Source organism: Actinosynnema sp. NPDC050801, assembly GCF_040673975.1.
Classification (GTDB): Bacteria; Actinomycetota; Actinomycetes; order Mycobacteriales; family Pseudonocardiaceae; genus Actinosynnema.
In genome coordinates this window covers 420,024-446,625 of sequence record NZ_JBFAQZ010000002.1, presented here as the reverse complement: position 1 = coordinate 446,625, position 26,602 = coordinate 420,024, and the positions used below count along the sequence as shown (strand labels likewise).

The window sequence follows — 26,602 nt, the reverse complement described above, 5'->3', positions numbered from 1 at the left end:
ACCGCGCCGGTCCGGTGGTCCAGCGCGAGCAACGTGTCGAAGTCGCCGGTCGTGCCGGTGTAGAGCTGGCCGGTGCCCACGTACAGCGTGCCGGTGCGCCGGTCGATCACCGGTGACGACCACACCCCCGCCCCGGACGGCTCGTAGCGGGCCGCGCCGCTGGGCCACGTGCCGACCACCTCGGGCTCGGGCACGGTGTAGTGCCGCCACACCAGCTCGCCCGTGTCGGCGTCCAGCGCGTCGATGTGCCCGCGGAAGGTGCAGCACGGGTAGTTCGGGTCGTCGGAGGTGCCGTCCGGGCCGTTGAACGAGTTCTCGCCGCTGGACGTGCGGACGAACACGAGCCCGTCGTGCACCAGCGGGGAGCTGGTCACCGTGCCGGCGCCGTGGGTGTCGACGTCCTTGGCCCACACCAGGCCGCCGGTGCGCTGGTCCAGCGCGTAGACGTAACCCCGGACGTCCCCGAAGTAGACCCGCCCGCCCGACACCGACGGCCCGTCCCACGGCACCGCCGGTCGGGGCTTGGCACCCGGCGCCACGCCGCCGAGGTCGAACGTCCACCGCTCGGCCCCCGTGCGGGCGTCGCGGGCGCGGAACCTGCCGTCGGGACCGCCGAAGTACACCGTGCCGTCGACCACGGCCGGTTGGCTGCGCACCGGCAGCGGCGACTGGGCGGTGGGATGGGCGAACGCCCACTTCAGCTTGAGCCTGCCGACGGTGGACGGGGTGATCCGCCACTCGGCGGCGTTGTGCCTGCTGCCCTTGAGGTCCTTCTGCCAGGTGGGCCAGTCACCGGCGCGGGCGCCGAGCGGTGCCGCCGACGTGACGCCGGCGCCGAGCACGGTGATCACCGCGGCGACCGCGAGCAGGGCCGTGGCCCTGCGCCTGCGTGCCATGTCCTCATCCCCTCCCGACGACGGGTCGGCCCACCGTGGCACGGGTGCGTGAACGGGCACGAGGGCGCGAACCGGGCAATCGCGTCTCGATGACGTCGATCGGGTGCGGTCCGTTCGGCTGATCCGCCCTCAGGAGTTGCGCAAGCCCGATCTTGCTCCGCCGGTCCGCCGCCGGCCGGGCACCGGGCCGGCCGCCGTCGGGGCGACCTCAGCCGTCGGCGCGAGCGGTGCGCCGTCCGTCGCGCCACCTGGCGACGTGCGGCAGCGCGAACAGGTACAGGCCGCTGAACAGGAGCAGTGCCAGCGGGAACAGCGGCACGTAGGACACCCAGACGACGGGTTCCGCCTGGGCCAGCGCGACGACGGTGGCGATGACGGTCATAGTGAAGGCGATGGACACCCAGCGGTGGAATCGCCGGATCGACTTGTTCCAGCTCATCGTGGTCTCCTTCGGGAAGGGGGCGCCGGGTCGACCGGCCGGTGAGGACGAACGTTAGGAGCGGCCCACCGGCCCGCGCTTCTCGATTCCTGACCGGTCCTGCCGCGCCGCCGCGGCTGTTCCCGTTCGTCGGCCACCCGTTCGTCGGCTGCCCGGTCCTCGGCCACCCGTTCGTCGGTCACCCGGTCCTCGGCTTCGACGACGCCACCTGTCGGGGCCCCGCGGCCACCTGATCGTCACGACGCGGGGTGCTGCCCGGCCGTCCTAGTCGGGCAGGTCGGCGATGCGGTTGGCGATGACTTCCAGGGTCTTCAGCTCGTCGGCGGACAGGTGGTCGATGAACCGGTCCCGCACCGACCGCACGTGTCCGGGCGCGGCCTGTTCCAGGGCGGCGAAGCCCTCGTCGGTGAGGTGGTAGATGCTGCCGCGTCCGTCGTTGACGTCCCCGGTGCGTTCGAGCAGGCCACGGGCTTCCATCCGGGCGGCGTGGTGCGAGAGCCGGCTGCGCGACCACTGCATCTTCGCCGCGAGGTCCCGCAGCCCCCACCGCCGGTCCGGCTTCTCCGACAGCGTGCTCAGCACCTCGTAGTCGGTCGAGGACAGGCCGAGCGCGGTGAGGTCGCGACCCGTGCGCGCGGGCAGCACGGTGAGCAGGCGTCGGAACGCCCGCCACGCTCGTTCTTCCTCCGGCGTCAACCACGGGGCCTCGGTCACCACCCCATCGTGCCACCTTTGACATGTCAATGAAACCCGGCCTACGCTCATTGACATGTCAAAGAACCCTGCCGTCCGCGTCCTGCTGATCGTCGCGAGCACCCGGCCCGGCCGGCTCGGCCCCGCCGTCGGCGAGTGGTTCACCCGGGTCAACGACCAGGTCGCGGTCGACTGCGGCGCCCGGATCGACACCGCCGACCTCAGGGAGATCGCGCTGCCACTGCTGGACGAGCCCGAACACGCCTCCTCCGGCATCTACCACCACGAGCACACCCGCGCGTGGAGCCGCCTCGTCGCCGAGGCCGACGCGTTCGTGGTCGTCACCCCGGAGCACAACCACGCGATGCCGGCCGCCCTGAAGAACGCCATGGACCACCTGTCGGCGGAGTGGGCGTACAAGCCGGTGTCCTTCGTCGGGTACGGCAACACCTCGGCCGGCACCCGCGGCGTGCACATGGCCAAGCAGGTCGCCACGACCCTGCGCATGATGCCGACCGGGGCGACCGTGGCGCTGCGCATCGGCGACCACGTCGAGGACGGGCGACTGCTCGACGACCCCGCCCGCGACGAGACCGCGCGCAAGACCCTCCGCGAACTCGTCCGCCTGGCCCGCGTGCTGCGCCCGCTGTACCGACCCGACCCCGAGCCGGTCCACCCGGCTGACCCGCCGCCGTTGCCGGGTGTGCGCCTGCGACCGGTCGACGCCGATGACGCCGCCGAACTCGTGGTGCTGCAACGCTGCTGCTGGGTCGACGAGGCCATCGCCAACCACACCTGGGACCTGGGGCCGCTGCACGAGACGTGCGACGACGTCCGTGCGTGGACCAACGACTGGTCCGTGTGGTGCGCACGCCTGGACAACCGACTGGTGGCCGCCGTCCGCGCCCGCCGTGACGGCGACACGTGGGACATCGGGCGCCTGATGGTCGCCCCCGACCTCGCGGGCCGCGGACTGGGCGGTTGGCTGCTGCGCTTCGCCGAAGACCAGGCGCCGCCCGGGGTGCGGACGCTGCGACTCCACACCGGCGCCCGGAGCGATCGCAACATCGCCCGGTACGAACGCTGGGGCTACCGCCGCGGCACGGTCCACGCCGGCGCCGTCTCGTTGACCAAACCGACCACGACGCCGTAGTCCGCCCGCCGCAGCGAACTGACGCCCCCTGGGAAGTCGGCCTACCTCGAACACGGTTCAGCAGTGACTGTAGTACAGCCAGCACTGTATGGTTATCCCCATGCTGAAATGTGAGACGCGGGAGGACGCGTTGGCCCGGTTGGGCAAGGCGTTGGCCGATCCCACCCGCTGTCGCATCCTGGTGGGCCTGCTGGACGGGATCAGCTACCCGGCCCGGTTGGCCGACCACCTCGGTCTGACCCGCTCGAACGTGTCCAACCACCTGGCGTGCCTGCGGGGCTGCGGTCTGGTCGTGGCCGCCTACGAGGGTCGTCAGGTGCGTTACGCGCTGGCCGACGCGCACCTGGCCCGTGCCCTGGGCGAACTGGTCAAGGTCGTGCTGGCGGTGGACACGGCCGAACCGTGCCTCGACGACGAGCCGGCCGGGTCCGACACGCCTGCCGTGCCGGTCGAGGTGGGCAGGTGAGCGACAACCGCGTCGACCTCGGACTGACGACGGGCACCGCGCCGACCGACGGGTGCGCGGACGGCTGCTGCACCCCGACCTCCCGCGGCACCGACGACCCACAGCGGCGGGCGGTGCTCAGCCGGCGGGTGAGGTTGCTGGTCGCGGCCACGATCGCCTACAACGTGGTCGAGGCCGTCGTGGCGATCACCGCGGGCACGATCGCCTCCTCCACCGCGCTGATCGGGTTCGGCCTCGACTCGGTGATCGAGGTCGCCTCCGCACTGGCGGTGGCCTGGCAGTTCTCCGGCGCCGATCCCGAGGCGCGCGAGCGGACGGCGTTGAAGGTGATCGCCGTGTCGTTCTTCGCCTTGGCCGCCTACGTCACCGTCGAAGCCGTGCGCACCCTGTTCGGCGGGGACGCCGCGGATCACTCGACCGTGGGAATCGTGCTGGCGGCGGTGTCACTCGCCGTGATGCCGGTGCTGTCGACGGCGCAACGCCGCGCCGGGCGGGAGCTGGGATCGGCCAGCGCCGTGGCCGACTCCAAGCAGACCCTGCTGTGCACGTACCTGTCCGGCGTGCTGCTGGTGGGCCTGCTGCTCAACTCGCTGTTCGGCTGGTCGTGGGCCGACCCGGTCGTCGCCCTGGTCATCGCCGCCCTCGCGGTCAAGGAAGGCCGCGACGCCTGGCGCGGCGACCACTGCTGCTGACGACCGGACTGCGAAACCTCCCGGCGGAACGCGAAGAGCCGTTCCGCCGGGAGGTCCGGGGTGGGGCGGGTTACGCCGACTCGGGGACGGTCTGACCGCGGCCCGACGCGAGCGAGAACACCAGCAGCGAGCTCGCCACGCCGCACAGCGCGACCAGGATCATCGCCACCTGCAACGACGACAGCTCGGCCAGCCAGCCGTACAGGAACGGCGCGGCCAGCAGGGCGAAGTAGGCCGCCAGCATCACCCCGGACGCCGCGGCGCCGCTGTTCTCGCCGAGGCTGCCCGCGGCACTGATGGTGGACGGCTGGATGCCCGCCACGGCGAGGCCGAGCACGACCAGGCCGAGGCCCGCCAGGGCCAGGTTGCCCGCGGTCAGCAGCAGCACGCCCGCCACCAGGATGCCCACCCCGGAGAACCACAACGACGCGCGCACGCCCTTGCTCCGGATCAGCCAGCCGTTGCCGAAGCGGGCCAGGATCATCGCGCCGTTGAACGCCGCGAACAGCACGCCCGCCACGCCGATGCTCATGCCCTCCTCGCGGAGGTAGATCACCGACCAGACGACCGCGATGGCCTCCGCGGCGCTGCCCGCGAAGCACACCGCCACCAGGATGACGAACTGCTTGTTCTTCCACAGGCTGCTCGGGATCTGCTCCTCGTCGACCAACCCGCCGGACTTGACGAAGGGCACCACCGCGGTGAACAACCCGACCGGCACGCAGACCGCGAGCGAGACGACGATCATGACCTGCGGGTACGCCCACCCCGCGGCCAGCGCACCGCCCGCGATCAGCGCGCCGAGGACGACCGAGGCCGCCTGCACACCGTGCATGAAGCTGAGGAAGTGCTTGCCGGTGGCCTTCTCCAGGTCGATGGCCGCGGCGCTCGTCGCCGCGTCCAGGCTGGCGAAGCCCAGGCCGCACAGCAGCAACCCGAGGATCAGCCCGACCAGGTTCTGCACCAGGCCGATGGTCACCATGCCCGCGAGCAGCAGCGCGAGCGCGAGGAGGGACTGGTTCTTGGCGCCGAGCGCGGAGTAGATCTTGGCGTTGAGGGCGAGCACCACCATCCCGACCAGCGGCAGGGCGAGCTGCGCGCTGCCGAACACACCGTCGCTGAGGGCGAGCCGGATCAGGACCTCGGTCCACACCACGCCCTGCACGCCGAGGATCACGCCGAACGCGAGGCTCTGCGTGAGCAACGCGGCCTGGGTGACCTTGTGGCCACCGCCATCGCCCCCGCCACCGCCGCCGTCCTGCTGCCGTGCCGACTGGTCCGACGACGGTGGATCCGATAAGGACGTCTGCGGTGCGGAGTCGTCCGCGGCCTGGGCCGGGTCGGTGCTCATCTGGTGACGCCTTTCACTCGCTATGGCGATCAGGGCAACTCCGCAGACTACCGATCAACACCACCGCGCGGGTTACGTCAGAACGGTGACGGCCTCCAGCGAGTCGAAGCCGCGGATCATCTTGCTGGGGTTGTTCAGGTCCACGTTGTCGTGGACCTGGTGGAAGCGGACCGGGTTGCCCTCGGCGTCCAGCTCGTAGACCCTGGCCCGCAGCGTCTCGGCCACCCAGACGTGCTTGCCGTCGGAGAAGATGCCCGAGCCGATGAACCCCGGCTCCGGGTGCCAGATGCGCCGCCAGTTCTTCCCGTCCGGGTCGATCTTGACCACGAAGCACTGGTCCTGGGTGCCCTCGCTCATCGACGCGATGTACTCGCCCGAGTCCAGCCGGACGACGCCGATCAGCGACGCGTCCACGCCGGTGATGTCCGCGACCTGCGTCTTGGCACCCGAACGGGTGTCGACCCGGATCACCTGGCCGCCGCTGGCCTTGCCGTGCGGCTGGCGGGTGTTGGCCACCAGCAGGTGGTAGGGGCCGTCGAGGCTCAGCGTGGACGGCTGGTCGAGGCCGTCGGTCACCACGTCGATGGCGCCGGTCTCCAGGTCGACCGACACGACCTTGCCGTTGCCCTGCCAGTTGTTGAAGTCGCAGCCGTAGACGTAGCGGCCGTCCGGGGACACGACGATCCCGGCCAGGTCGATGAACTTGTCGTCGTACGGCATCCCGACGCCGCCGCGGAAACCGGTGATGGCCCTGGTCAGCTTCCCTGTCTCGGTGTCGATCTCCAGCACCGCGCTGGTGCCCGGCAGACCGACCTTGTCCGAGATCGGGCCGCGCATGCCGCTCATCGACACGTACACGTGCCGGTAGTCCGGCGACACGGCGGTCGACCAGACGTGGGCGTTGCACCAGCTGGACAGGTCGAGGTACGGCCGGGCCACACCGTCCCGGACGAGCTTCACGCTGAACGTGGCCTGGTCGGTCACCAGCAGGTCGCCGCGCTGCAACGTCAACGGCATGTGCGAGACGACGATGTAGTTGGTCTCGCTGGTGCGATGCAGGGTCGGCAGGTAGGCCAGGCCGCGGGTCTCCAGCGTGGAGGTCATGTACTCCTGCAGTTCGCGCAGGCCCGAGTCCGACGAGTCGAGGGTGAGCACGGAGATGGAGTAGTGCGTCTTCGTGTTGCGCGGCTTGCGCTCCTCCGGGCTGATCTCCGAGCTGGTGAGGCGGTCGTCGTCGATCTGCGATGTCATGGCAATCCTCCACGGCTGGTGCGAGCCTCCGCGGGCGGAGTCGGCTCGGTCTGTTCGATCGCTTCGGGTGGTGACCTCAGGTCGTCGGGAGCAGGTTCGCGCCCCGGCGTCGCCCCTGGAGGTCACGGGCCACGTTGATCTGGTCGAACCACAGGTCGATCGCCGTGGACCGGTAGAGCTTGTCGCTCTGCTGGGCGTAGGTGCGGTAGCTGTGGATCGCGGTCATGTAGATGTGCACGGTCGCGGCCCACTCGGAGGTCTCGTTCACCATGAGGTGGAGCTGCATGTCGTCTTCCGGGTAGATCGGTGTGGTGCAGCCGGGGACGATCAACATGTCACCGCTGGGCGCGAGGGCCACTTCAGAGCCATGTTGGTGCAGGATTTCGTACTTGATCTCCCGGGTGCGACCGAACACGGCGCTGACCATGCCCACGGTTCCGTCGTGGTCGTGCACCGGGCTGCCGCGTCCGGGCGCCCAGAGCACGAGGACGATCTGGAACGGGTCGTCCAGCGAATTCAGCAGCAGCCGGGCGTAGTTGGTGCTGGGCACCAACTTCCCCACCAGGCGCTGGTTCTCCTCGTCGCCGGCGAAGTCTCGCAGAGCCGTTGCCAGGCGGGCGAGCACGGCATCCCGTGGGATGCGGCCACTGTCGGCGTGGACCTTCGCGACTTCACCGATCAGTTCGTCGGGTGTCATCGGCTTCCCTTCCTGCCTGGTGCGGTACCACTAATGCCAGAAGGCAACTCACTGTAGGAAACAGTAGTTTCTTGGTCAAGAGGAGGTCGCGAACAGCTCGAACTTCGAGCCGACCCCACCGGCCGCCGTACCCGCTTGCGCGGCGCGGAAGACGATGGGTCGGGCGATCGCCTGGAAGTCGATGTCCGGGTCCAGCCGGCGCACGGTCTCCTCCACCATCAGCAGCGCCAGCAGCGGGAACACGAACTCCGACGCCGCGTAGATGCCGTGCCTGCGCTGGCTGGCGAACAGCTCGGTGGCGAACTCGATGAGGTCGAAGTCGCGGGCGGTGGCCCCGCCGAACCGGTCGACGAGGCGGACCATGTCCGCGGTGAACGCCTCCGTCGCGGCGCTCTTGCCCACGTGCTCCGCGCTCGCCAGCACGGCCTTCGCGCAGTTCTCGCCGTGCCGGAACCCCAGGTTGAGGAAGAACAGCGCCAGGTGGGTGCGGACCTTCTCCGACACCCGGTACACGAACCCGGCGTCGAGCACGACGATCGACCCGGCGCGGGTGAGCCGCAGGTTGCCGGGGTGCAGGTCGCAGTGGACCAGGCCGGTGCGGAACAGCATCTCGAACACCGCCCGCAGGACCTGGTCGGCGAGCACCTGGCGCCGGTCGGGCGGCAGCTCGGTCACCTCGACCCGGTCGCGCACCCCCTCGGCGAAGGTCATCACGACGCACGTCTCCCGGCACAGCGCCAGCACCGGCTCGGGCACGTGCACGAAGTCCAGCGCGGCCAGGTCGCGGCGCAGCGACCCCATGTTCGCCGACTCGTCGTCGAGGTCGAGCTGACCCAGCACGGCGGTGCCGATGGACCGGGCCATGTCCGACAGCGGCACGCCGCGCAGCGGCCGCAGGCGGCCCAGCCGGTCGAACAGGGCCTGCAGGATCGCCACGTCCTGGCGGACGGTCGCCTCCAGGTCGGGCCGGCGCACCTTCACCGCCACGATCCGGCCGTCGGCCAACCGGGCCCGGTACACGCACGCGATGCTGCCGGAACCGACCGGATCGGGGTCGAACGCGGTCAGCGTGGACCGCCAGTCGACGCCGAACGTCCTGGCCAGCGCGACCTCGACCTCCCGACGGGTCATCGGCGCCACCGCGTCGTGCAGGCGGGTCAGCGCGCGGCACACCCCGGGCGGCAGGACGTCGGCACGGGTGCTGGCGATCTGGGCGAACTTGATGAACGCCGGACCCAGCCGCTCCACGACGACCGCGAACTCGTCCGACCAGGTGCCCAGGTCCGCGCCCCGGCCGGTGACCCGCGCCGCCCCCCGGCGGACCGCGGCCCGGACGACGCCGCCGAGCACGGTCCAGCCGATCCGCCCGACCCGGCCCACCGCCTCGGTCCGCGGGATGCCCCCTGGCGCGCGATCCGTGTCGGCCATGTCCGCCATGAGTCCTCCGTGGTCCGTCACCGGCATGCCATCCAGGCGAACTACTTTACTTATCATTAGCTAAATGAACGCACGGTAACGAGCCCAGGCCGCCGCCCCGTGGCGGTCGACCGCGCTGTTCCGTGGTGCACCCCAGTAATACCAAGCTTCCACCCGCAGTCTAGGCAGGGTGGATCCGTTCGAGGTATCGGCCGAACGGACGTTGACAACGTCAAAGTGTCTTCGCTTTCATGTAGCTACTTCTCCGCAGCTGGAGGGGACGCCGCGAAACCGACAACGGAGGAACCATGACGCAGTCGATCGAAACCGGTCTGAAGACAGGCTTGGTGTCGCTGACCCCGCCCCCGGCGGCGCGGTACCACGACCCGGCCGAGTACCTCGACTTCGCCCGGCCCATCACCGAGAAGTTCCTGCCGTTCGACAGCCGGAACGACAGCGAGCTGCGCGAGGTGGCCGAGGGGCACACCAGCCCGCTGGAGCGCGAGCGCGCGATCTGGGAGCTCGCGGACCGCAAGCCCGAGGAGACCCTGTCGTTCATCGACCACTTCATCGGCACCGAGTCCGACCGCGGCGTGCGGTCGGGCGCCCTGTGGCTGGCCCTCCGCTCCGCGGGCCCGGCTGCCCTGAGCGTGCTGAAGAAGTACTCCAGCGACGCCGACCCCGAGGTCGCCGACTACGCGCGGGTGCTGGCCAGTGACATCACCGGCATCGCCCCGACCCGGATCTACAACGAGGCCGAGGTCGAGGAGACGGGCTACTTCGACCAGACCGTCCCGCTGATCATCGGCGGCAAGGTCGTCATCATGATGCCGGGTGTCGGCGCGGTGCGTGCCGTGCTGTCGCCGCTGTGGTTCGAGTCGATCCAGGGCCGCGTCCTGGCGAGCACCAACGTCAGCACCTTCCGCACCGAGCTGACGATCGAGAAGGAGCTCAAGGGCCTCAAGGAAGACGGCACCTGCCACTACGAGATCTTCCCGTTCCGCGGCCTGAGCGTGGAGTACGACGGCAACAACCTGGAGCACAACTACCTGTCCTCCACGCTGCGGCCGTTCTACCCCAGCGGTGTCACCGGCAAGGGCGAGGAGATCCAGGTCCCGGTGTCGCTGGAGCGCGTGGCGCTGACGAACCTGGCCGGCCAGGGCGACGTCGAGATCCACGGCACCGGCGCGCGGGCCGACCGCCTGCGTGCGGCTCCGATGCCGTTCGTGCAGAGCGTGCGCGGCCGTTACTACGGCTGGGCCGCGGTCAACCTGGAGGTCGCCTTCGACCAGGGCACGGTCGGCGCGGGCGAGATCCAGCTGTCCAACCCGACGGACCCGGTGGCGGGCCCGATGACCAACGCCAAGCTGTACGGCGCGTTCCGCGGCAAGTCGGGCGACTACACCGGCTCCGGCCGGCTCACGCTCAACTCGATCAAGTGCCACGGCCGTCCCGACGGGACGATCGACGTGGTCGAGAACGGCGGCGAGCTGGCCAGCGAGTGACTTCGCTGACCTGAGCTCGACGACGTCCGGCGTGCCCCACCAGCGAGCTGGTGGGGCACGCCGCCATCAGGACCTGGCGCTGTCGAAGGTCACCTTGTGCTCCAACCAGAACTTGAGCAGCGTGAGCGCCTCGCCCCAACCACCGGCGCAGTAGACGGCGCGCCGCACACCCTCCTCGCCGTCCGGTAGCCGGTCCTCCACCACGGTGACCCGGGTGCCGCCGTCCTCGGCGGCGAGGGTGAACGTCACCCGCGACGGCGGGCTGTTCCAGGTGAACGCGAAGGTCGAGGGCTCGTCGTAGGTCAGGACGGAACCGCCGTCCTCAAGGGTCAACCGCTCCGCGCCGAACTCGTGCCACACCAGGCGCAACGCACCACCCGCCCGCTGCTCCAACTCCGTCCCCGAGGTGAACCAGCCGTCCCAGCCCGCACCGGTGCCGATCGCGGGCCAGACCTCCTCCGGCGCCAGGGCGATCCACGTCGCGATCTCGATGGGCGGGGTCGAGGCCATGGGGTACCTCCAGCCAACCGGCGGGTCCGTCGAGTACCCGCCGGATACTACTATCTTTCCGTAGCGATGACATGGCGAGCACGTCGGACCGAGGTGCCGGCGCGTGCCGACGAACGGCACAATCATCCGTGCGAAATACCTACGACCTGGGACGTAGCATCCATCGCATGACGGAGGAAGCCAAACGCAGTAGACCCGATGCTACTATCTGACTTGTGAGCCACTTTCGGCTTGGCGTCAGCCACTGTGAGAAAGGTGCCACGCACCATGAGCGTCCGGCGTGACTACGGCCAGTTCTGCGGGTTGGCCAGCGGGCTGAACGTCATCGGCGAGCGCTGGACGCTGCTCATCGTGCGCGAGCTGCTGATCACCCCCACGCGCTTCAACAACCTGCTGGACAACCTGCCCGGCATCGGCCCCAACCTGCTCACCGACCGGCTCCGGATGCTGCTGGAGCACGGCGTGATCGAGCAGCTGCCGGTGGAGGGCGACTCACGTGGCCGGATGTACAAGCTCACCGCCAAGGGCGCGGAGCTGCGCGGGCCGGTCCTGGCGCTGGCCAAGTGGGGCATGGGCTTCCTCACCGAGGAGGACACCAAGAAGGCCGTGCGCGACGAGTGGGGGTTCCTCGCCCTCCAGTCGATGATCGACCACGACAGCATCCCGGACGTGGACGAGACCTACGAGTTCCGGGTCGGCGACAGCAGTTACGCCGTCGAGGTCCGCGGCGGCGAGCTCTCGTTCGTGCTGAACCCGGTCGGCACGCCCGACCTGACCATCACGTGCGCGGCGGACGTCTTCGTGCGCATCGGCGCGCGGCTGCTCACCCCGTTCGACGCCATTGTGACCGGTGACGTGAAGGTGGACGGCGCGCCGGAGTCGATCCACCGCTGCACGAGGATGCTCGGCCTGGTCTAGCACCGGTCCTCCGCGGTCACCGCGACCAACCTCGGCAGCGCACCCGGCGGCAGCGTCGCGGTCACCACCCGCCGGTCGCCCACGCGCAACAGCACCAGCCCGTCGTGGCAGACGTCGGCCACGTCGACCAGGTCGCCGCCGTCCTCCTCCGGCAGGCCCAGCGCCAGCACCGCGCACGAGACCCGGCCGGCCGCCGTGGCGATGTCCTCGCCCGTGCGGACCGCGATCTCCTGCGCCAGGCCGGTGACCGACACGGCCGCGAACCGCCGGGTCACCAGCCCGACCGCCGGGTCCGTCGCCACCAGCCGGCCGTCGTCGGAGATCAGCTCGGCGCGGCCGTGGACGCCCAGCTCCGACAGGCGCCTGCTCAGCCACGGACCGACCAGCGGCGCCGGCATGGACCGCGACCAGGCGCGGGCGCCCGCGGCGCGGATCCGCAGACCCTCCCAGCGGCTCACCGCCGTGCCGTCCGCGGCCACCACGTCGACGTCGAACCGGTATTCGTCGCCGGCGTGCCCGACCTCCACGGCGTGGACGTGCAGCACCCCTTGGGGACGGGCCCAGAAGGTGACCCGGTCGACGCCGACGGGCAGCGCTTCGCGGTGCGGCACGCAGGCGAGCGGCAGGTGCACCGCCGCGTCGTGCACGCCCGGATCGCCGAGCAGCAGGCGATCGCTGTGGAAGGCCGAGAACCAGCGGGTGTGCTCGTCGGCGGCCACCCAGGCCCGCACCTCGTACGCGGTCAGGCGGTCGAAGCGGAGCACCCGGCGGAACCGGCCGGTGTGGCGGAACAGCGGACCGTAGAACGGGTGCGGTCCCGCGGGTCCCAGCGCGCGGGGCGGGATCGCCGGGGCGGGCGGCAGGGTCACCGGCGCGGGCGGCTCGGTGATGGCGCCGCACGACCGGGCCGTCGCACGGACCGACCGGTAGTCGTCGGCGTCGTCGCGCAGCACCAGGTCGGTCCGGTCGCCGCGGTCGTCGGCCAGCGCCGCGACCCTCAGCGTCCGCGTGCCCCAGTCGCCCACCACGACGGGCGAGGCGAACCCGACCTCCTCGAACGCCCACTGCGCCCGGCCGCCGTGCAGCGACGCGGTCGCCTGCGCCATCGCCTCCAGACCGACCACGGCGGGCAGCACGGGCGTGCCGTGGACGCGGTGGTCGTCCAGGTACGGGTCGGTGGCCAGGGACAGCTCGGCGCGCAGCACCGCCTCGACGCCGGGCGTGCCGGCCAGCTCCTCCTCGCTGAACCTCAGGCCGCGCTCACCGGCGGGACGTCGGGTCACGGTCGGGGTGGCGGGCAGCCGGCCGGTCAGCATGGCCGTGACGGGGGCGGTCCGGTCGGCGAGCAGCGCCAGGAGCGCGGCGGTGCCCTGCTCCGGTGTGAGGGGCCGGACACCGAACCGCGGCTCGGGCGACATGGGGTGGACACCCGGCCGCAGCGGCTCGGGCATGATCGGCTGGACACCCGATCGCGGCGGCTCGGGCAGGACCGGCTGGACACCCGATCGCGGCGGCACGGGCACGACCGGCTGGACACCCGACCGCGGCGGCACGGGCCGGCCGCCCGCCCCCGACGGCTCGCCCGTGCCCACCCACTCCCCCGTGCCCACCCACTCGCCCGTGCCGAGCCCGGACCACCGCGTCCACTCCAGCACGTGCGTGCGGCAGCGGGGGTGGCGCGCCGCCCACCGCTCGACCTCGACGCGCATCCAGTCGTCGGCGATGCACCGGGTGGCCCAACCCGCCATGCCGGTGCGGCCGACGGTCGAGCCGAGGGCCAGCACCAGGGTCGCCTGGTCGCCGACGGCGTCCAGCAGCAGCCGCAGACCGGTGACCTTCGGCCGGACGGTCGCGCACAGCGCGGCGTCGGAGACCGCGCCGAGCGGCCGGGGCGCCTCGACCTCCGCGCCGTGGACCACGCCGCGGACGGGCCCGCAGGTGGCGGCCGCCGCCACGGCGGTGTGCACGTCGGCGGGCTCGGTGACGTCGCACTGGATGTAACGCGCCCGCGAGCGCCTCGGTAAGCGGCCGAGGCCCGCCCGGACCGCCGGCGAGTCGGCGGGAGACCGCCCGAGGAAGACGAGCGTCACGCCGAACCGCTCGGCCAGCGCCGCGGCGCAGTGCGCGGCGATGCCGTTCGCGCCGCCCGTCACCAGGACCACGTCGCCCGGTGCGAGCGCCGGCTCGGCCTGCGCGCCGGGGCGGTGCGCCTGGGTGACGAGCCGCTGGTAGCGGCCGTCGCGGCCCAGGCGCAGCTCCAGGTAACCGCGCCGGGCGGCGAGCCGCGGGTCGAAGTCGTGGTGGGCGGGCCGGTCGACCGCGGTGACGGCGCACTCGGGCCGCTCCGCCGCGACGCTGCGCGCCACCGCCGCCGCGGCCGGGTGCCCGTCGTGCAGCACGACCAGCAGGTCCGGGCGGTCGGCCTCGATCCGCTCGATCGCAGCGGTGATCCCCCCGACTGTGCGCACGGTCGCGGACGCGTCGCGGAGCTCGACCACCAAGCCCCTGCGCGCACCCGCCCGCGGCGCCGCCGGTGGCCGGTAGGCGTCCGTGTGGGGCGCGTAACGGGCCCAGTCCACGCTGTCGGAGGTGTCGGGCCGACCGTGGTGGTCGACCCACCGGTGCACGAACGCGCGCACCCAGGGCCCCACGCCGGTCACGACCTCCGAGCCGTCGTGCCTCGTGCGTGCCGCGACCTCGGTCATCCGGGCGACCTCTCCGATCGACGGGCCGGAGCCGCGGAGCCCGCGACGCGTGCCGGCGCGAACTTCGCGCCCACGAGCACCAGGCCCCTCAGCACGCACGTGATCACCAGGGCGAAGAACAGGCCGAACACGATCTCGTTGGCCACGAGCAGGCCGTACACCGCCGCGGCGGTGACCCCGAACGCCACCTGGTTGCGCCTGCCGACCGGGGTGGTGCCCGGGTCGGTGATCATGTAGTTGGTGAACAGGACGAACGCGACGCCGGTCATCGGCAGCAGCGCGCCGACCAGGTGGTGGTCCAGCAGCAGCCAGCGCACCACGGCCTGGGCGGCGAACCCGACGACCCACCCGAGGATCAGCGGCACCTTCCCGGTGAGCTTCGCGTTGATCATCGTGCCGAGCACCAGGATGGCGAGCGGCACGAGCCAGTCGATGGCACCACCGGTGTTCGCGGTGAACTGGTACGGCGGTGCGATGCCGACCCACGGGAACAGCAGCAGGGTGACGACGATGCCGCTGTTGGAGGGGTTGAGCACGTGCCGCCGCTTGCCACGCACGGTCAGCCGCACCAGGTACTTGCTCGCGTTGGCCACCGTGACCGCGAACAGGTAGGGCCACAGCGCCGCGTTGCCCCACAGCAGCATCGCGCACGCCAGGGCGGCGATGTGGGACGGCAGCAGGAACAGCACCAACGCGCGCGGCCCACCGCGGTACTGCGGCGTGCGGCCGGTCGCCCACGCGTCGAGCGCCTCGAACAACAACGCGGTCGCGTACCCGACCAGCACGGTCGCGATCGGGGTGATGGGTGACTGCTCGAACCCCAGCAGCACGTGGCCGACCACGGTGAACACCGTGATCGACGCCGCGAACCGGCGCAACGCGCGCTCACGCCGGAGCTCGGGCGTCAGCGGGACCGGTGCCGGCTTGGCGGGTCTGCCCGCGCCACCGGTGACCCCGGTCTGGAGCTCGGCCGATGCTGTCGTGGTCATCGCACTACCGCCGTTCCGTCGCCGTTGAGGACCACCGTCCAGCGGCCGGGCGCCACCTCTACCCGGGCCTCGTGCGTCCCGGAGGCGTCGCGCCAGCGCACCGTCGCCCGCGCGGGTTCGCCGTCGGGCAGGAACAGGGGCACCTCGGCCGCGGACACCCCCGCGTGCCCGTTCGCCGGGTAGAGCTGCGCCCGCTGGGTGCGGTCGGGGTGGTGCAGCTCGACGTGCACGCCCAGCGCCTGCACCTCGGTCGCGCCCGACCCGGTGACGCGCACGAACCGCAGGTTCGCCGTGCGGTCGACCGGCGCCCGGTTGCGCAGCAGCACGGAGTCCTCCCACTGGTTGGCGACCAGCACGTCGAGCGAGCCGTTGCCGTCCACGTCGCCCAGCGCCAGGCCGCGGCTGTTGTCCGGCGTGGCGATGCCGACGGCCGGTGCGAGGTCGGCGTACACGCCCTCGGCGCCCCGGACCCACAGCGGGTTCGACTCGTGGCCCGAGAGGTCGTCGCCGGGGCCGAACGCGGGCCACGCCCACGGGTGGCGGACCAACTCGTCGTTGCCCATCGCGAGCTCCTGGAGCAGCGGCCACCGGTCCACCTCCCCCTTGAGGAAACCGTTGGCCTGCATGATCTCGTCCACGCCGTCGCCGTTGAGGTCACCGGCCTTGACGTCCCAGCACCACCCCGCCCGGGCGAGCCCCAGGCGTTCGCTGCTCTCCCGGTAGGGGAACTCGCCGTCCCTCAGCTCCGCGCCCTCGCCCCGGGGCGTGAACGCGAAGTTGCTCTCGTGCAGTGCGTAAGGGGTGGTGATGTTGCTGACCACGATCGTCGGCAGCGTGGCGCCCGGGTCGTAGGTGAACGCCACGCCCATGCCCTTGAACGAGTCGTGGCCGAGCACCTCCGACTTCGGCGTGACGAGGTCGCGCTCGCCCTCGACCTCGGTCAGCACCACCCGGCCGGGGGACGACTCGTTGACCATCAGCTGGTCCGGTCCGAAGTCGTTGGCCTGGTAGACCTCCGGCAAACCGTCGCCGTCGAGGTCCTGCAGGCCGATCGACAGCGTCCAGGAGCCGGAGGCCGTCGGGGACAGCGCGTCACTGGCGTCCACCAGCTCGGGGGCCTGGTCGGCGCCGCGCGGCTTGGTGAGCAGGATGCGGTTCCTCCCGCCGTTTCGCGCGCGGGACATGGAGTCCTGCACCGCCATGCGCATGTCGTCGGTGGCGCCGGGGTCGAGCACCCGCGCCCCGTCCGGGAAGTAGTTGCCCACCAGGAGGTCGAGGTGGCCGTCGCCGTCGACGTCGCCGACGTTGAGGGCGGTGGAGTTCCACACCTCGACCGGGTTGAGCAGCTCCCGCGCGCGGAAGGTGCCCGGGCCGGGCACACCCCCGGTGAGACCGGTGTTGACGAACAGCAGCGGCGTGCGGCCCCAGTAGTAGACCAGCAGGTCCAGGTCGCCGTCCTCGTCGAGATCCGCGGGGACGCACCCCATCGGGGCCATCGTGGGGCCGTAGGCGACGCCCGTCGGCGTCAGGCGCACCGGCTCGTACCGGTCCTCGTCGCCCGGCACCGCGCGCACGGTGACCGAGTCGTCCCTCGGGTCGACCAGGCACACGTCGCCCGGCCTCCCGGCGCCGCGCAGGTCGACCGAGGCGACCGCGGCGCCGACCGCGGAGATCCAGCTGCGGATGCCGTGCAGGGTGGGTGCGACGGGCCGTTCCGCCCTCGCGTCGGGTGGCGGTGCGTTCAGCTGCTCGGTGTCGAAGCGGAACGTCGCGGCCAGGCTCGACTCCTCGGCGGAGCCGAGGGTGGGCCGGATCGCCGGCACCGCGAACGCGGCGCAGACCAGCAACGTGCCGGCGGCGGCGATTGCCGTGCGAACGGCTTTGGTCATGGGACCACGGCCTCTTCCCGGGTTGGCGGGTGGGTGGTGACGGACTGGTCTTCGGACCGGGTGCGCTGCCGCCGCCGGTCCGCGCCGGCCCCGGTCCGGGCCGGGCGCCGGTCGGCGCGGACACCGTCGATCCGCGCGCGGGTCACGGGTGTGCGCCCCGGTGTCGGCACCGCGCGGGGCGCCTCGACCGAGGTGCGTCCGGTCTCGCCCGTCGCGCCGTCGCCGGCGCCGGTCGGCCTCGCACCGCCGCACGGGGCGGGTCGGGCCCCGGCGAGCAGGCGGTGCGGGAGGTGGGGCGAAGGCCGGGCGGCCCGTTCCGGGAGCGGACCCGGAACGCGGGCGGTCGGCGGTGGTCGGCAACCGGGAGGCCCTGGGCGCGGTGCCCGGGACGGTTGCCCACGGTAACGCGCCCGATTCCCCCACAGCTCCCCCACGCCGAGATCACGATTGCTATACGCGTAATGATCTATTTGAACGATCGCTCGCATTAAGTGTCTAGCACCGCAGGCCTGTGACCAGCAAGGAGGGCACATCCCGCTTCACCCGATCAGAGCAGGTTGGCTCGTTTTCACAGAATTAACCTCGGACCATCATCCACACAGGACCGATACGTGTAGTTGCCACGACGCCACCCACCGTAGAGGCGAAACAGGATACTTGACATATAGTTAGCGAGTCGTCGCCACTGCGGTTGTCCACCTGGGGGTGCGGAGTCCCGTACCGGAACGGTCAAGCCACCGCGTTCGGGCGAAGTTCCCGGTACGTCCGAATGGCGTCGCGGCGAAAATCCCACCGAAGGTCGTCCACAGGGTTCGCGGGCACGACGACCTCCGCGACCGCGGAGCCGCACACCCGGCGCCACGTCCGATGAGGACGGTCCGCCGGCGGTGCACCGGTGACCGCGCAAGAGGGCCTGATCGGTTGCCTGCCGGACCTCGCCCAGGTCGCCGGATCCGGGCCGCCCGGTCGGCGTCGAACCGCCTCGTCCGGCCGAACCGCACCACCCGGCCGAACCGCACCACTCGGCCGAACTGCACCACCCGGCTGAACTGCACCGCCCGGCCGAACCGGTCCACACGGTCGAACCACCCTATACGGTCAAACCGCCCCATGCGACCATCGGCGCCCGCGGCGGCGCCGGTCAGGGCGGTGCGCAACGCGCCCCGCACCTCCGCCGTCCCGGCGATCGTCTCAGTCATCGTCGACCACCCGGACCAGGCAGGGCACCAGGGCCCGCACGTCATCGTCCACCAGCAGCGCGACCGCGGCCGGTGCGCGTCCCGCCCGGCGCAGCGCCGCGAACAGGGCCTGACAACGCGGGTCGTCCGCGGGCGCCGGTGGCGGGTGGTCGCCCTCCGCCGCCCACCGCGTCACCGCGGCGTCCTCCGGCAGGCCGCACTGCCAGTGCAGCACCGCGCGTTCCAACCCGTCGCGCAACGCCTCGGCGACCGTGGTCGCGCAGGAGGTGATCGCGGTGCCGCCGACCAGCAACCGGAACGCGGGCACGCCCAGCACGCCGCCCAGGTCGGTCGCCCCCACCTCCACGCCCGCGGTCTCGAAGAACCGCAGCAGCCGCAGCGCCCGCTCGTCGCCCACCTCCCGCACGGCCGTGGCGAGCTCGCAGCGCCGCGCGGTCTCCGCGCGTTCGGCGACCAGCACCTCGCAGTGCGCCCGGAGCCCGGCCGCGACCGCGTCACCCCACGACCGACCGGCGGCCACCCCGACCGGCGCCCGGTACGGGACCCGGCCCTCGACCGCACTGATCTCGCACGCGCCGATCTCGCACGCGCCGCCGGTGAGCAGGTCGACGCGCTCACCGCCCGGGTCGACCAGGCTCCCGTAGGTCGCCAACCCCGCCAGCGCGGCACGCCACCGCGCCTCGTCCCGGTCACCGCCCCACCCCGTCACCACCGGCGCGGGCGCCCGGGCGGGCAGCACCGACTCCGGGTCGGACACCGACGCGCGGCAGACCGCCAGCGGCACCTGCGGCAGGTCGTCCTCGTCCAGTCGGCGGAGCACGCCGACCCGGTCGTCGACGAACCGCCGGATCCGCTCGGGGAACCCGGCCACGTCCGCCACCGCGTCCGGCCGCACGTCCCCCGTCACCAGGTAGGGCCGGGGTCGGTGCACGCGGGTGGTCAGGTCGCGCAGGTCGACGCGGGTCAACACCGGCTCCGCGACCTCGGGGGCCGAGCCCGTGAGGTACGAGAAGCACGACAGCACCAGGTGCGACGCGACCACGCCCGGCCAGGGGTCGGTCAGCACCCCCTGGCCCGCTTCCCCACCCCGCCACTCGCCCAGCCGATGCCGGCACGACTCGCCCGCTTCCCCGCCGCGCCCCGCGCCCAGCCGACGCCAGCACGACTCGGCCGCGACCCGTTCCGGTGGACCGACCGCCGTCACCCACGCCTCGTCGCCGCCCAGCAGCACCTGCCCGACCGCCACCCCGGCCCGGCCGCACGCGTGCGCCGCCGCCACCAGGTCGTCCGGGCGGTCGGACACGCACAGCAGGAGGTCGGTGTCGTCCAGCGGCAGCCCGCGCGCCACGTCGACCGCCACGTGCTGGGCGCTGTCACGGACGGCGTCGCGCGCCACCGCGGTCAAGCCGTCCACGTCGCCCTCGTCCGTCCGGACCGACACCCGCCGCCACCCCGAGCGCAACCCGGCCGCCAGCAGCGCGGGCAGCACCGGCCCACCGCCGAGGACGGTGACGCGCGCCGACCGCAACCGCTCGAACCGGTGCTCGGCGGAGTCCGCCCCGGACCGGATGGACGCGATCTCCGGCTGGTAGACCCGCAGTTCCTCGTCACTGAGCGTGTGCGGCGGGTCGTCGGCCGCGTCCACCAGCAACCGCTGCTCGAACAGCGCCCGGACGAGGTGCTCCACCACGGCCCGTTGGTCGCTCGGCAGCGGCTCCACCAGGTCGCTCAACGCGTGCTCGCCGGTGAGGAACGGGGCCAGCCGGTCCAGCCACTCGTAGCCGGTGTCGCCGGTCAGCGTGCACGCACCCGCCGAGCCGCGCACGTGCACCCCGTCGGGGGTCTTCGCGTACCGGACGTCGGCACGAAGTCGTGGACGCACTCCCGCACCTCCGGCTCCGTTGCGGCGACCGACCGATCCCCGAACCTAGTCGAGGCCGGTGCCCGCGGGCGGGCGTCGAAGCGTGACAAGCGACCACGGTTGAGTGGTGACGCCCAGTCACCACCGGTCGTGGACCGACGCGGCCGCGGTCCTCTTTGTCGTCCCATCGCGTGGCGCTCGGTGGGTTCGCGGGTGATGCTGGACGCGATGGCAGTCCAGCGGGATCCCACCGGTTCGGCGCTGGCCGATCTCGTCGCCCGCCAGCGCGACGAGATCGACCGGCTGAGAACCGCTGCGCGCAGGCAGGCCGTGGTCGAGCAGGCCAAGGGTGTGCTCGCCGAGCGGCTGTCGTGCCGACCCGACGAGGCGTTCGAGGACATGCTGCGGCTCTCCCACGCGACGGGCAGCGACCTGACCGTCATCGCGGCGGGGGTGCTCGGCGTGCCGGCGCCGCCACCCGGCCCGCGCCCCGCGTCCGGCGACGGTTCCTTCGACCCGACCCGCTACGAGGGGCGGGTCGACATCCCGAAGCCCTCGCCGGCGCCGATGGGCGAACGCACGCCGCAGCCGGTGGCCCTCGCCGCGATCGGCACCGCGGCCGACACCGAGGAGCTGGCCGAACTCGTCCGCGAGCACGTCGGCTGCGACGGCGTACTGGTCTACGTGCTGGAACCCGACGGTGGGATGCGGTTGGAGGCCGCCGCGGACGTGCCGGCCAAGGTGCGGCTGGAGTGGGAGCGGGTGCCGCTGCGGCTCAACACCGGCGTCCTCGCGTCGGTGCGCAGCGGACTGCCGCAGTGGCTGCCGGACCTGGACGACGCGCGTCGGCGGTACCACCTGATCGGGGATCCCGAGACGGTGTGGAGGTCGCGTGCCTGGCTGCCGTTCCGGGACCAGACGCGCACGGCGGGCGTCATGGGTCTGCTGTGGACGGAGGGCCACGACTTCTCGTCCGACGAGCAGTGGGAGCTGGAGGTGCTGATCCGGGCGGCGGGATCCACGCTGCTGTCGCTGATGAGCACGGACGGCGCCGCGCACAGTCGCAACTGGACGCTCTGGGCCCAGCACCTGCTGGACGTGCTGCCCGGCTCGGTGGCGTTGCTCGGCGCGGTCCACGACGAGGACGGGGAGGTGGTCGACTTCCGGTTCGAGGCGGCCAGTCCCGACGCGGTCGACCTCGCCGGCCGCCGCTACCGGCAGCTGGTCGGGCGGAGCATGCTCACCAGCTACCCGACCATCGCCGAGAGCGAGCTGTGGGCGGCGTTCTACCGCGTGCTGCGCACCGGGGTCCGCGAGGTCGTCAGCACGTTCGACTACGAGGAGAACACGCCCGGGCTGCCGCAGCACGGCCGGTACACGTTGACCGTCGGCAAGTTCGGCGACGGGCTGATCCTGGCCTGGCGCGAGCACGAGGACCCGTTGCAGCTGGAGCGGTTGCGCAGCGTCCAGCGCCTGGGCAACATCGGCTGGGGCGAGTGGAACCTGGTGACCAACGAGATCGACTGGTCCGACCAGCTCTACGTCATCTTCGACCGCGACCCGGCGCTGGGCCCGATGTCGCTGGACGAGATCCGGGCGTCCGTGGTCGGCGAGGACCTGCCGATCCTCCAGAACGCCGTGCGGCGGATGGTGGAGCTGGGCGAGCGCACCGACTCCGAGCTGCACCTGAAGGCCGGCGAGCAGATCCGGTGCGGTCGGTTCATCGGCGAGCCCGTGCTGGACGTCCAGGGCAGGCCGATCCGGCTGGACGTGGTGCTGCAGGACGTGACCGCGACGCGGCGCGCGGAGCAGCGGATGTTCGACCTCAGCGAGCAGTTCGCGCAGGAGCACCAGGTCGCGAACCACCTGCGCTCCGCCGTGCTGCCGCTGCCGAGCCGGCCGCTGGAGCTGCCGGGGATGCGGGTCGCGGTGCGCTACCTGGCGGCCGAGCAGTGGGCGGAGGTCGGCGGCGACTGGTACCACGCGTTCCCGATCGACGACGGCAGCACGCTGCTGGCCATCGGGGACGTGGCGGGCCACGGCCTGGCGACCGCGGCCGCGATGGCGAAGTTGCGGTTCGCGCTCACCGGCGCCGCGCTCACCAACCCCGACCCGGCCGGTGTCCTGGACGTGCTGAACCGCATGCTGACCGGCGGTGGCGACATCACGCTCGCCTCGGCGGTCGTCGGCCGGTTCGAGCCGACCACCCGCAGGCTGTCGTGGGCGCAAGCCGGGCACCCGACGCCGCTGCTGCTGCGGTCGCGCGAGGTGCGCCGGCTGGACCGGCCGGCGGGCCCGATCCTGGGTGCCGTGCCGGGAGCGGTGTACGCGACGGCCCGCACGCTCCTGGCGCCCGGCGACACGGTGCTGATGTTCACCGACGGGCTCATCGAGCGCCGCCCCTCGTCGGGCGCCCGCGGTGACGACCTGGAGCACCTGATGGAGGAGATCCTCGGGTTCGTCGCGGAGCTGGACCCCGCGCGGATGCCGGAGGCGCTGACCTCACGCCTGGTCCCCGCCACGCCGTTGGACGACACGTGCATCGTGGCGGCCACCATCACCGCGTGAGACGACGGTCCCGCGACGCCGTCGCCCGGGCGCGGGTCGTGTCAGCCGACGCCCGGCAGCGGTCGACGCGGGTCGCGTCAGGCCGTCGCGACGACCGCGCCCGCTTTCAGCACGAGCGACGGGGTCGGGTGCGTCACGACGGCCTCGGCGGGCGTCCGGGCGTCCAGCACCACGAGGTCGGCCCGGCAACCGACGCCCACGCCGTGGTCCTCCAGCCGCAGCACCCGCGCCGCGCCGTACGTCGCCGTCTCCAGCGCCAGCTCGATGTCCGGGTCACGGCGGAACGTGCTGCGGTACGCCAGATGCATCGCGCGCTCCAGCATCTCGCCCGACCCGTAGGGCCCCCACAGGTCGCGGATCCCGTCGTGACCCGACGCGACCGCCACGCCGGCGGCCCGCAACTTCTTCAGCGGTGGCACCGGGAAGCCGTAGGCGGCGGCGGTGACCAGCGCGACGCCCGCCTCCGCGAGGCCCGCCACGAGCTGGTCCTGACGCGACTCCCCCGCCTGCCCGAGGGCGTAGCAGTGGCTGACGGCGACCATGCCGCCCATGCCGAGCGCCCTGGTCCGCTCGGTGATCAGCTCCAGCTCCCACTCGCCCAGCGAACCGCCGTCGTGCAGGTGGATGTCCACGTTCGCGCCGTGCCTCTCGGCCAGGTCGAACACGACGTCCAGGTGCCGCACGGGATCGCGGTCCAACCCGGCGGGATCGATGCCGCCGATCGCCGTCGCGCCGAGCCGCAACGCCTCGTCCAGCAGGGCGGCGGTGCCGGGGTCGGCCAGGATGCCCTGCTGGGGGAAGGCGACCTGCTCGATCGTCACGCGGTCCGCGAACCGCTCGGCCAGCGCCCGCACGGCCTCGATCCCGGCGAGACCGACGTCGGAGTAGACGTCGGTGTGGGTCCGGACGTGCGTGGTGCCCGCCGCGCTCATCCGCTCCACCAGGGCGGCCATGTTGTCGACGCTCGGCAGCCCGAGTTCGCCGCGCCGACGGCGCTCGTTCGCGATCCGCTCGGCGAGGGGGTCACCGGCGGAGTGCGGCACCCACTCGCCGCCGAACAACGTCTTGTCGAGGTGGCAGTGCGCGTCGACGAGGCCGGGGACGATCAGGCCACCGGCCACGTCGACGACCTCGGCGTCGCCCGGCCCGGCGGCCACCCCGGCGATGACGCCGCCCCGGATCAGCAGGTCGACGGGTTCGGGGTCGACGCCGGCGCCCCACCACCGGCGACCGCCTCGGAGCACCAGGTCGCGCACACCGCGTTCGGACACGTGCGGTCACCTCCGGGTCTGGTCCGAGGCCACCGCCGGACCTAGGACGCGCAGAACTCGTTGCCCTCGGGGTCCAGCATGACCCACCAGTGCCCGGCCGGCCCCCGGTCGAACTCGCGGACCCGCGTCGCGCCCAGCTCCTCCAGCCTGGCCACCAGCTCCTCCAGCCCACCGGGTCCGCCGTGGACGTCGATGTGCAGGCGGTTCTTGACCGTCTTGCCCTCGGGCACGTCCTGGAACAGCAGCCGCCTGCCGCGGCCGATGCCGCTGGTCTCGTCGAACGGGTCCTCGGGGTGGCGGATCGCCGCGTACCCGCGGAAGTTCTTGCGGCCGCGGTGCTCGGTCACCGCCTCCTCGCCGAGGTGACCGGCGGCCAGCAGTTGCTCGATGAGCGCGCTGGGGTCCTCCACTTCGTACTCCAGCGCCGCGGCCCAGAAGTCCGCGAGGACGGGCGCGTTCCCGCTGTCGATGACCAGTTTCCAGCTCAATGCCATGTAACCGACAATAGTGGTTACAGCAGCCCGTCACAACCGGGCGAACGCGGGCGTGGCCAGGTCAGCAGGTCGTGTCGCGTCCGGGTGCCGTGCCGAGCAGGTGCGTGTCCGCGGCCGTCCTCGTGCAGTCGTTGGCGTGGTAGACGCCGTGGCCGGGCCCGTCGAAGGTGACCAGGTGCGAGCCCTTCGCCTGCCGGTGCACGTTGCGCGCCCACTGGTAGGGAGTGGCCACGTCGTAGCGGCTCGTCAGCAGGAGGAGCGGCGGCGCGGCGGCGACGTCGAGGCGGTGCGGCGGGTTGGTGGGGCGTCCGGTGAAGCCGACGCAGGCGGCGGCTTCGTCGTGGCCGAGGAAGGTGCCGCGCATCGTGGGCGCCGCGCGCAGCTCGGCCCGCCGCAACGCCCGGTACTCGCCGAAGTCCTCGAACCGCAGCGCGAAGTCCTGGCACACCACGGCGTAGCGCAGCGAGTCGTAGTTCGGCTCGAACGACGTCCGCGCGCCGCCGACCTCCGCGATGAGCGCCGCCAGGCCCTCCCAAGCCCCGCCGCGCATCTCGGCGAACGCCCACGCGATCAGGTAGCGCCGTCCCATCCCGTTCTCGTCCGCCGCACGCAGTGCCCGCTCCCAGGCCGCGCGGACGTCCTGCCCGTGCAAGGCGCACGTGGCGTTCTCCGCGCACCACGCGACGAACACGTCGAACGCCTCCTCCACGGCCCGCGCCCGGTCCAGCACGAAGTGGCGCAGGTCGACGCTGTGGTCGATCACGCCGTCCAGCACCATCGACCGGACCCGCGCGCCGAACAGCTCCGCGTACTGCTGGCCGAGCAGCGTGCCGTAGGAGATGCCGTAGAAGCTGACCCGCCGCTCGCCCAAGGCCTTGCGCACCGCATCCATGTCCCGCGCCGAACGGGCCGTGTCGACGTGGTCGAACACCGGGTGGCGGGCACGGCAGTCGTCGCGGACCGCGCGGTTGTGCCGGGCCAGCGCGGCGAACGCGGCTTCGTCCGCCGGGTCGTCACCCGGGTTGCGCGCCATCAGCTCCGACGAGCAGCGGATCGCCGAACTGCCGTTCGTACCCAGCTGGTCGAAGCCGACGACGTCGAACCGCGCCCGCACCTCGGCGCTCAGGTACGGGGCGCGGGCGAACTCCGCGGCGGACCCGCCGGGACCGCCCGCGTCGACGAACACCACGCCGATCCGGCGTGACGGATCGGTGGCGCGGACCCGTGACACGGCCAGGTCGACCTTCGCACCGCGCGGGTCCGCCCAGTCCAGCGGGACGGACACCGTGCCGCACTCGGCCGCGGGCTGCTCCGGGCACGGCCGCCAGGCGATCGTCGCCGCCTCGGCCCGGGGCGCGACCACCAGCAGACTCGCGGCCAACGCGGTGACGAGCAACGTCCGCATGGTGTCCCCCTACCGTCAGCGGAAGCGTGCAGTGTCGCGAGGCACACGCCTCGGACGCAAGCCCCGAAACCGTTCCCACGGGCCGCGGCGGACGCAATTCGGAATCCACGGGACGGCCGTTCGCGCGCTCGTGTTCACGAGTATGACCAGCCGCCGGCGCTTTTGTTCACAGGTATGACCGATCATTGACCGCACGTTGCGGACCTCATAGCATCCGAAGGGAAAGCGATTTCC

Annotated in this window: 20 protein-coding genes and 1 pseudogene; 6 read left to right on the top strand and 15 right to left on the bottom strand. The window is 72.3% G+C overall.

Going from position 1 to position 26,602, the window contains the following annotated elements; genetic code table 11:
• Nucleotides 1–197: 197 nt before the first annotated feature.
• The 3 genes and pseudogenes from AB0K14_RS06560 to AB0K14_RS06550 form a co-directional block, all read right to left on the bottom strand.
• A pseudogene (locus AB0K14_RS06560) lies at nucleotides 198–896 on the bottom strand (PQQ-binding-like beta-propeller repeat protein); the annotation flags it as partial.
• Between the two features lie 208 nt (nucleotides 897–1,104).
• On the bottom strand, nucleotides 1,105–1,335 hold the full coding sequence (locus tag AB0K14_RS06555) for a hypothetical protein (RefSeq protein ID WP_360465036.1): 231 nt from the start codon (nucleotides 1,333–1,335) through the stop codon (nucleotides 1,105–1,107).
• A 264-nt stretch (nucleotides 1,336–1,599) separates the two neighbouring features.
• Complete coding sequence (locus tag AB0K14_RS06550; protein ID WP_360465033.1) at nucleotides 1,600–2,049, bottom strand: MarR family transcriptional regulator; 450 nt, start codon at nucleotides 2,047–2,049, stop codon at nucleotides 1,600–1,602.
• Nucleotides 2,050–2,104: 55 nt separating this feature from the next.
• Here AB0K14_RS06550 and AB0K14_RS06545 point away from each other — a divergent pair, with 55 nt between their 5' ends.
• The 3 genes from AB0K14_RS06545 (at nucleotide 2,105) to AB0K14_RS06535 (ending at nucleotide 4,339) form a co-directional block, all read left to right on the top strand.
• Nucleotides 2,105–3,181 (top strand): bifunctional NAD(P)H-dependent oxidoreductase/GNAT family N-acetyltransferase, encoded by a 1,077-nt coding sequence (locus AB0K14_RS06545; RefSeq protein WP_360465030.1) that lies wholly within the window; start codon nucleotides 2,105–2,107, stop codon nucleotides 3,179–3,181.
• 100 nt (nucleotides 3,182–3,281) lie between these two features.
• Complete coding sequence (locus AB0K14_RS06540; protein ID WP_360465027.1) at nucleotides 3,282–3,647, top strand: metalloregulator ArsR/SmtB family transcription factor; 366 nt, start codon at nucleotides 3,282–3,284, stop codon at nucleotides 3,645–3,647.
• Nucleotides 3,644–4,339 (top strand): cation transporter, encoded by a 696-nt coding sequence (locus AB0K14_RS06535; protein WP_360465024.1) that lies wholly within the window; start codon nucleotides 3,644–3,646, stop codon nucleotides 4,337–4,339. The genes AB0K14_RS06540 and AB0K14_RS06535 overlap by 4 nt, the downstream gene beginning before the upstream one ends.
• A gap of 70 nt (nucleotides 4,340–4,409) precedes the next feature.
• Here the strand turns inward: AB0K14_RS06535 and AB0K14_RS06530 are convergent, their stop codons facing one another.
• The 4 genes from AB0K14_RS06530 to AB0K14_RS06515 all read right to left on the bottom strand — a co-directional run bounded on the left by AB0K14_RS06530 (nucleotide 4,410) and on the right by AB0K14_RS06515 (nucleotide 9,075).
• The gene (locus AB0K14_RS06530; RefSeq protein WP_360465022.1) at nucleotides 4,410–5,690 is read right to left on the bottom strand and encodes an MFS transporter; all 1,281 of its coding nucleotides are present in this window, start codon (nucleotides 5,688–5,690) and stop codon (nucleotides 4,410–4,412) included.
• A 72-nt stretch (nucleotides 5,691–5,762) separates the two neighbouring features.
• A complete protein-coding gene (locus AB0K14_RS06525) occupies nucleotides 5,763–6,941 on the bottom strand; it encodes a hypothetical protein (RefSeq protein WP_360465019.1) in 1,179 nt (392 codons plus the stop codon).
• 76 nt (nucleotides 6,942–7,017) lie between these two features.
• Nucleotides 7,018–7,638 (bottom strand): cysteine dioxygenase family protein, encoded by a 621-nt coding sequence (locus AB0K14_RS06520; RefSeq protein ID WP_360465016.1) that lies wholly within the window; start codon nucleotides 7,636–7,638, stop codon nucleotides 7,018–7,020.
• A 75-nt stretch (nucleotides 7,639–7,713) separates the two neighbouring features.
• A complete protein-coding gene (locus AB0K14_RS06515) occupies nucleotides 7,714–9,075 on the bottom strand; it encodes an AarF/UbiB family protein (RefSeq protein WP_364337595.1) in 1,362 nt (453 codons plus the stop codon).
• Nucleotides 9,076–9,362: 287 nt separating this feature from the next.
• Here AB0K14_RS06515 and AB0K14_RS06510 point away from each other — a divergent pair, with 287 nt between their 5' ends.
• Nucleotides 9,363–10,559 (top strand): HEAT repeat domain-containing protein, encoded by a 1,197-nt coding sequence (locus tag AB0K14_RS06510; RefSeq protein ID WP_360465010.1) that lies wholly within the window; start codon nucleotides 9,363–9,365, stop codon nucleotides 10,557–10,559.
• A 66-nt stretch (nucleotides 10,560–10,625) separates the two neighbouring features.
• Here the strand turns inward: AB0K14_RS06510 and AB0K14_RS06505 are convergent, their stop codons facing one another.
• Nucleotides 10,626–11,069: an SRPBCC domain-containing protein gene (locus AB0K14_RS06505; RefSeq protein WP_360448229.1), complete on the bottom strand. Its 444-nt coding sequence runs from the start codon at nucleotides 11,067–11,069 to the stop codon at nucleotides 10,626–10,628.
• Between the two features lie 267 nt (nucleotides 11,070–11,336).
• Here AB0K14_RS06505 and AB0K14_RS06500 point away from each other — a divergent pair, with 267 nt between their 5' ends.
• Entirely contained in the window at nucleotides 11,337–11,987 is a 651-nt protein-coding gene (locus tag AB0K14_RS06500; RefSeq protein ID WP_360448226.1) for a winged helix-turn-helix transcriptional regulator, read from the top strand.
• Here AB0K14_RS06500 and AB0K14_RS06495 read toward each other — a convergent pair.
• From AB0K14_RS06495 to AB0K14_RS06480, 4 genes are all read right to left on the bottom strand, one after another.
• A complete protein-coding gene (locus AB0K14_RS06495) occupies nucleotides 11,984–14,692 on the bottom strand; it encodes an SDR family NAD(P)-dependent oxidoreductase (protein ID WP_360448224.1) in 2,709 nt (902 codons plus the stop codon). The two genes, AB0K14_RS06500 and AB0K14_RS06495, sit on opposite strands and share 4 nt — an antisense overlap.
• Nucleotides 14,689–15,681: an enediyne biosynthesis protein UnbU gene (locus AB0K14_RS06490; RefSeq protein ID WP_360448221.1), complete on the bottom strand. Its 993-nt coding sequence runs from the start codon at nucleotides 15,679–15,681 to the stop codon at nucleotides 14,689–14,691. Before AB0K14_RS06490 ends, AB0K14_RS06495 begins: the two co-directional genes overlap by 4 nt.
• Nucleotides 15,678–17,570 (bottom strand): VCBS repeat-containing protein, encoded by a 1,893-nt coding sequence (locus AB0K14_RS06485; protein ID WP_360448218.1) that lies wholly within the window; start codon nucleotides 17,568–17,570, stop codon nucleotides 15,678–15,680. The genes AB0K14_RS06490 and AB0K14_RS06485 overlap by 4 nt, the downstream gene beginning before the upstream one ends.
• A 1,191-nt stretch (nucleotides 17,571–18,761) precedes the next feature.
• Nucleotides 18,762–20,651 (bottom strand): hypothetical protein, encoded by a 1,890-nt coding sequence (locus AB0K14_RS06480; protein ID WP_360448215.1) that lies wholly within the window; start codon nucleotides 20,649–20,651, stop codon nucleotides 18,762–18,764.
• A gap of 207 nt (nucleotides 20,652–20,858) precedes the next feature.
• Here AB0K14_RS06480 and AB0K14_RS06475 point away from each other — a divergent pair, with 207 nt between their 5' ends.
• Entirely contained in the window at nucleotides 20,859–23,198 is a 2,340-nt protein-coding gene (locus AB0K14_RS06475) for a SpoIIE family protein phosphatase (RefSeq protein ID WP_360448213.1), read from the top strand.
• Nucleotides 23,199–23,275: 77 nt separating this feature from the next.
• On the opposite strand, the gene AB0K14_RS06470 is transcribed toward AB0K14_RS06475, so the two are convergent.
• The 3 genes from AB0K14_RS06470 to AB0K14_RS06460 form a co-directional block, all read right to left on the bottom strand.
• Nucleotides 23,276–24,469 carry an amidohydrolase gene (locus AB0K14_RS06470; protein ID WP_360448211.1) on the bottom strand — a complete coding sequence of 398 codons (1,194 nt, stop codon included), beginning with the start codon at nucleotides 24,467–24,469 and terminating at the stop codon, nucleotides 23,276–23,278.
• A gap of 41 nt (nucleotides 24,470–24,510) precedes the next feature.
• Nucleotides 24,511–24,963 (bottom strand): VOC family protein, encoded by a 453-nt coding sequence (locus AB0K14_RS06465; RefSeq protein ID WP_360448209.1) that lies wholly within the window; start codon nucleotides 24,961–24,963, stop codon nucleotides 24,511–24,513.
• A gap of 61 nt (nucleotides 24,964–25,024) precedes the next feature.
• Nucleotides 25,025–26,368 carry an alpha/beta hydrolase gene (locus AB0K14_RS06460; RefSeq protein ID WP_360448207.1) on the bottom strand — a complete coding sequence of 448 codons (1,344 nt, stop codon included), beginning with the start codon at nucleotides 26,366–26,368 and terminating at the stop codon, nucleotides 25,025–25,027.
• Between the last annotated feature and the right edge of the window lie 234 nt (nucleotides 26,369–26,602).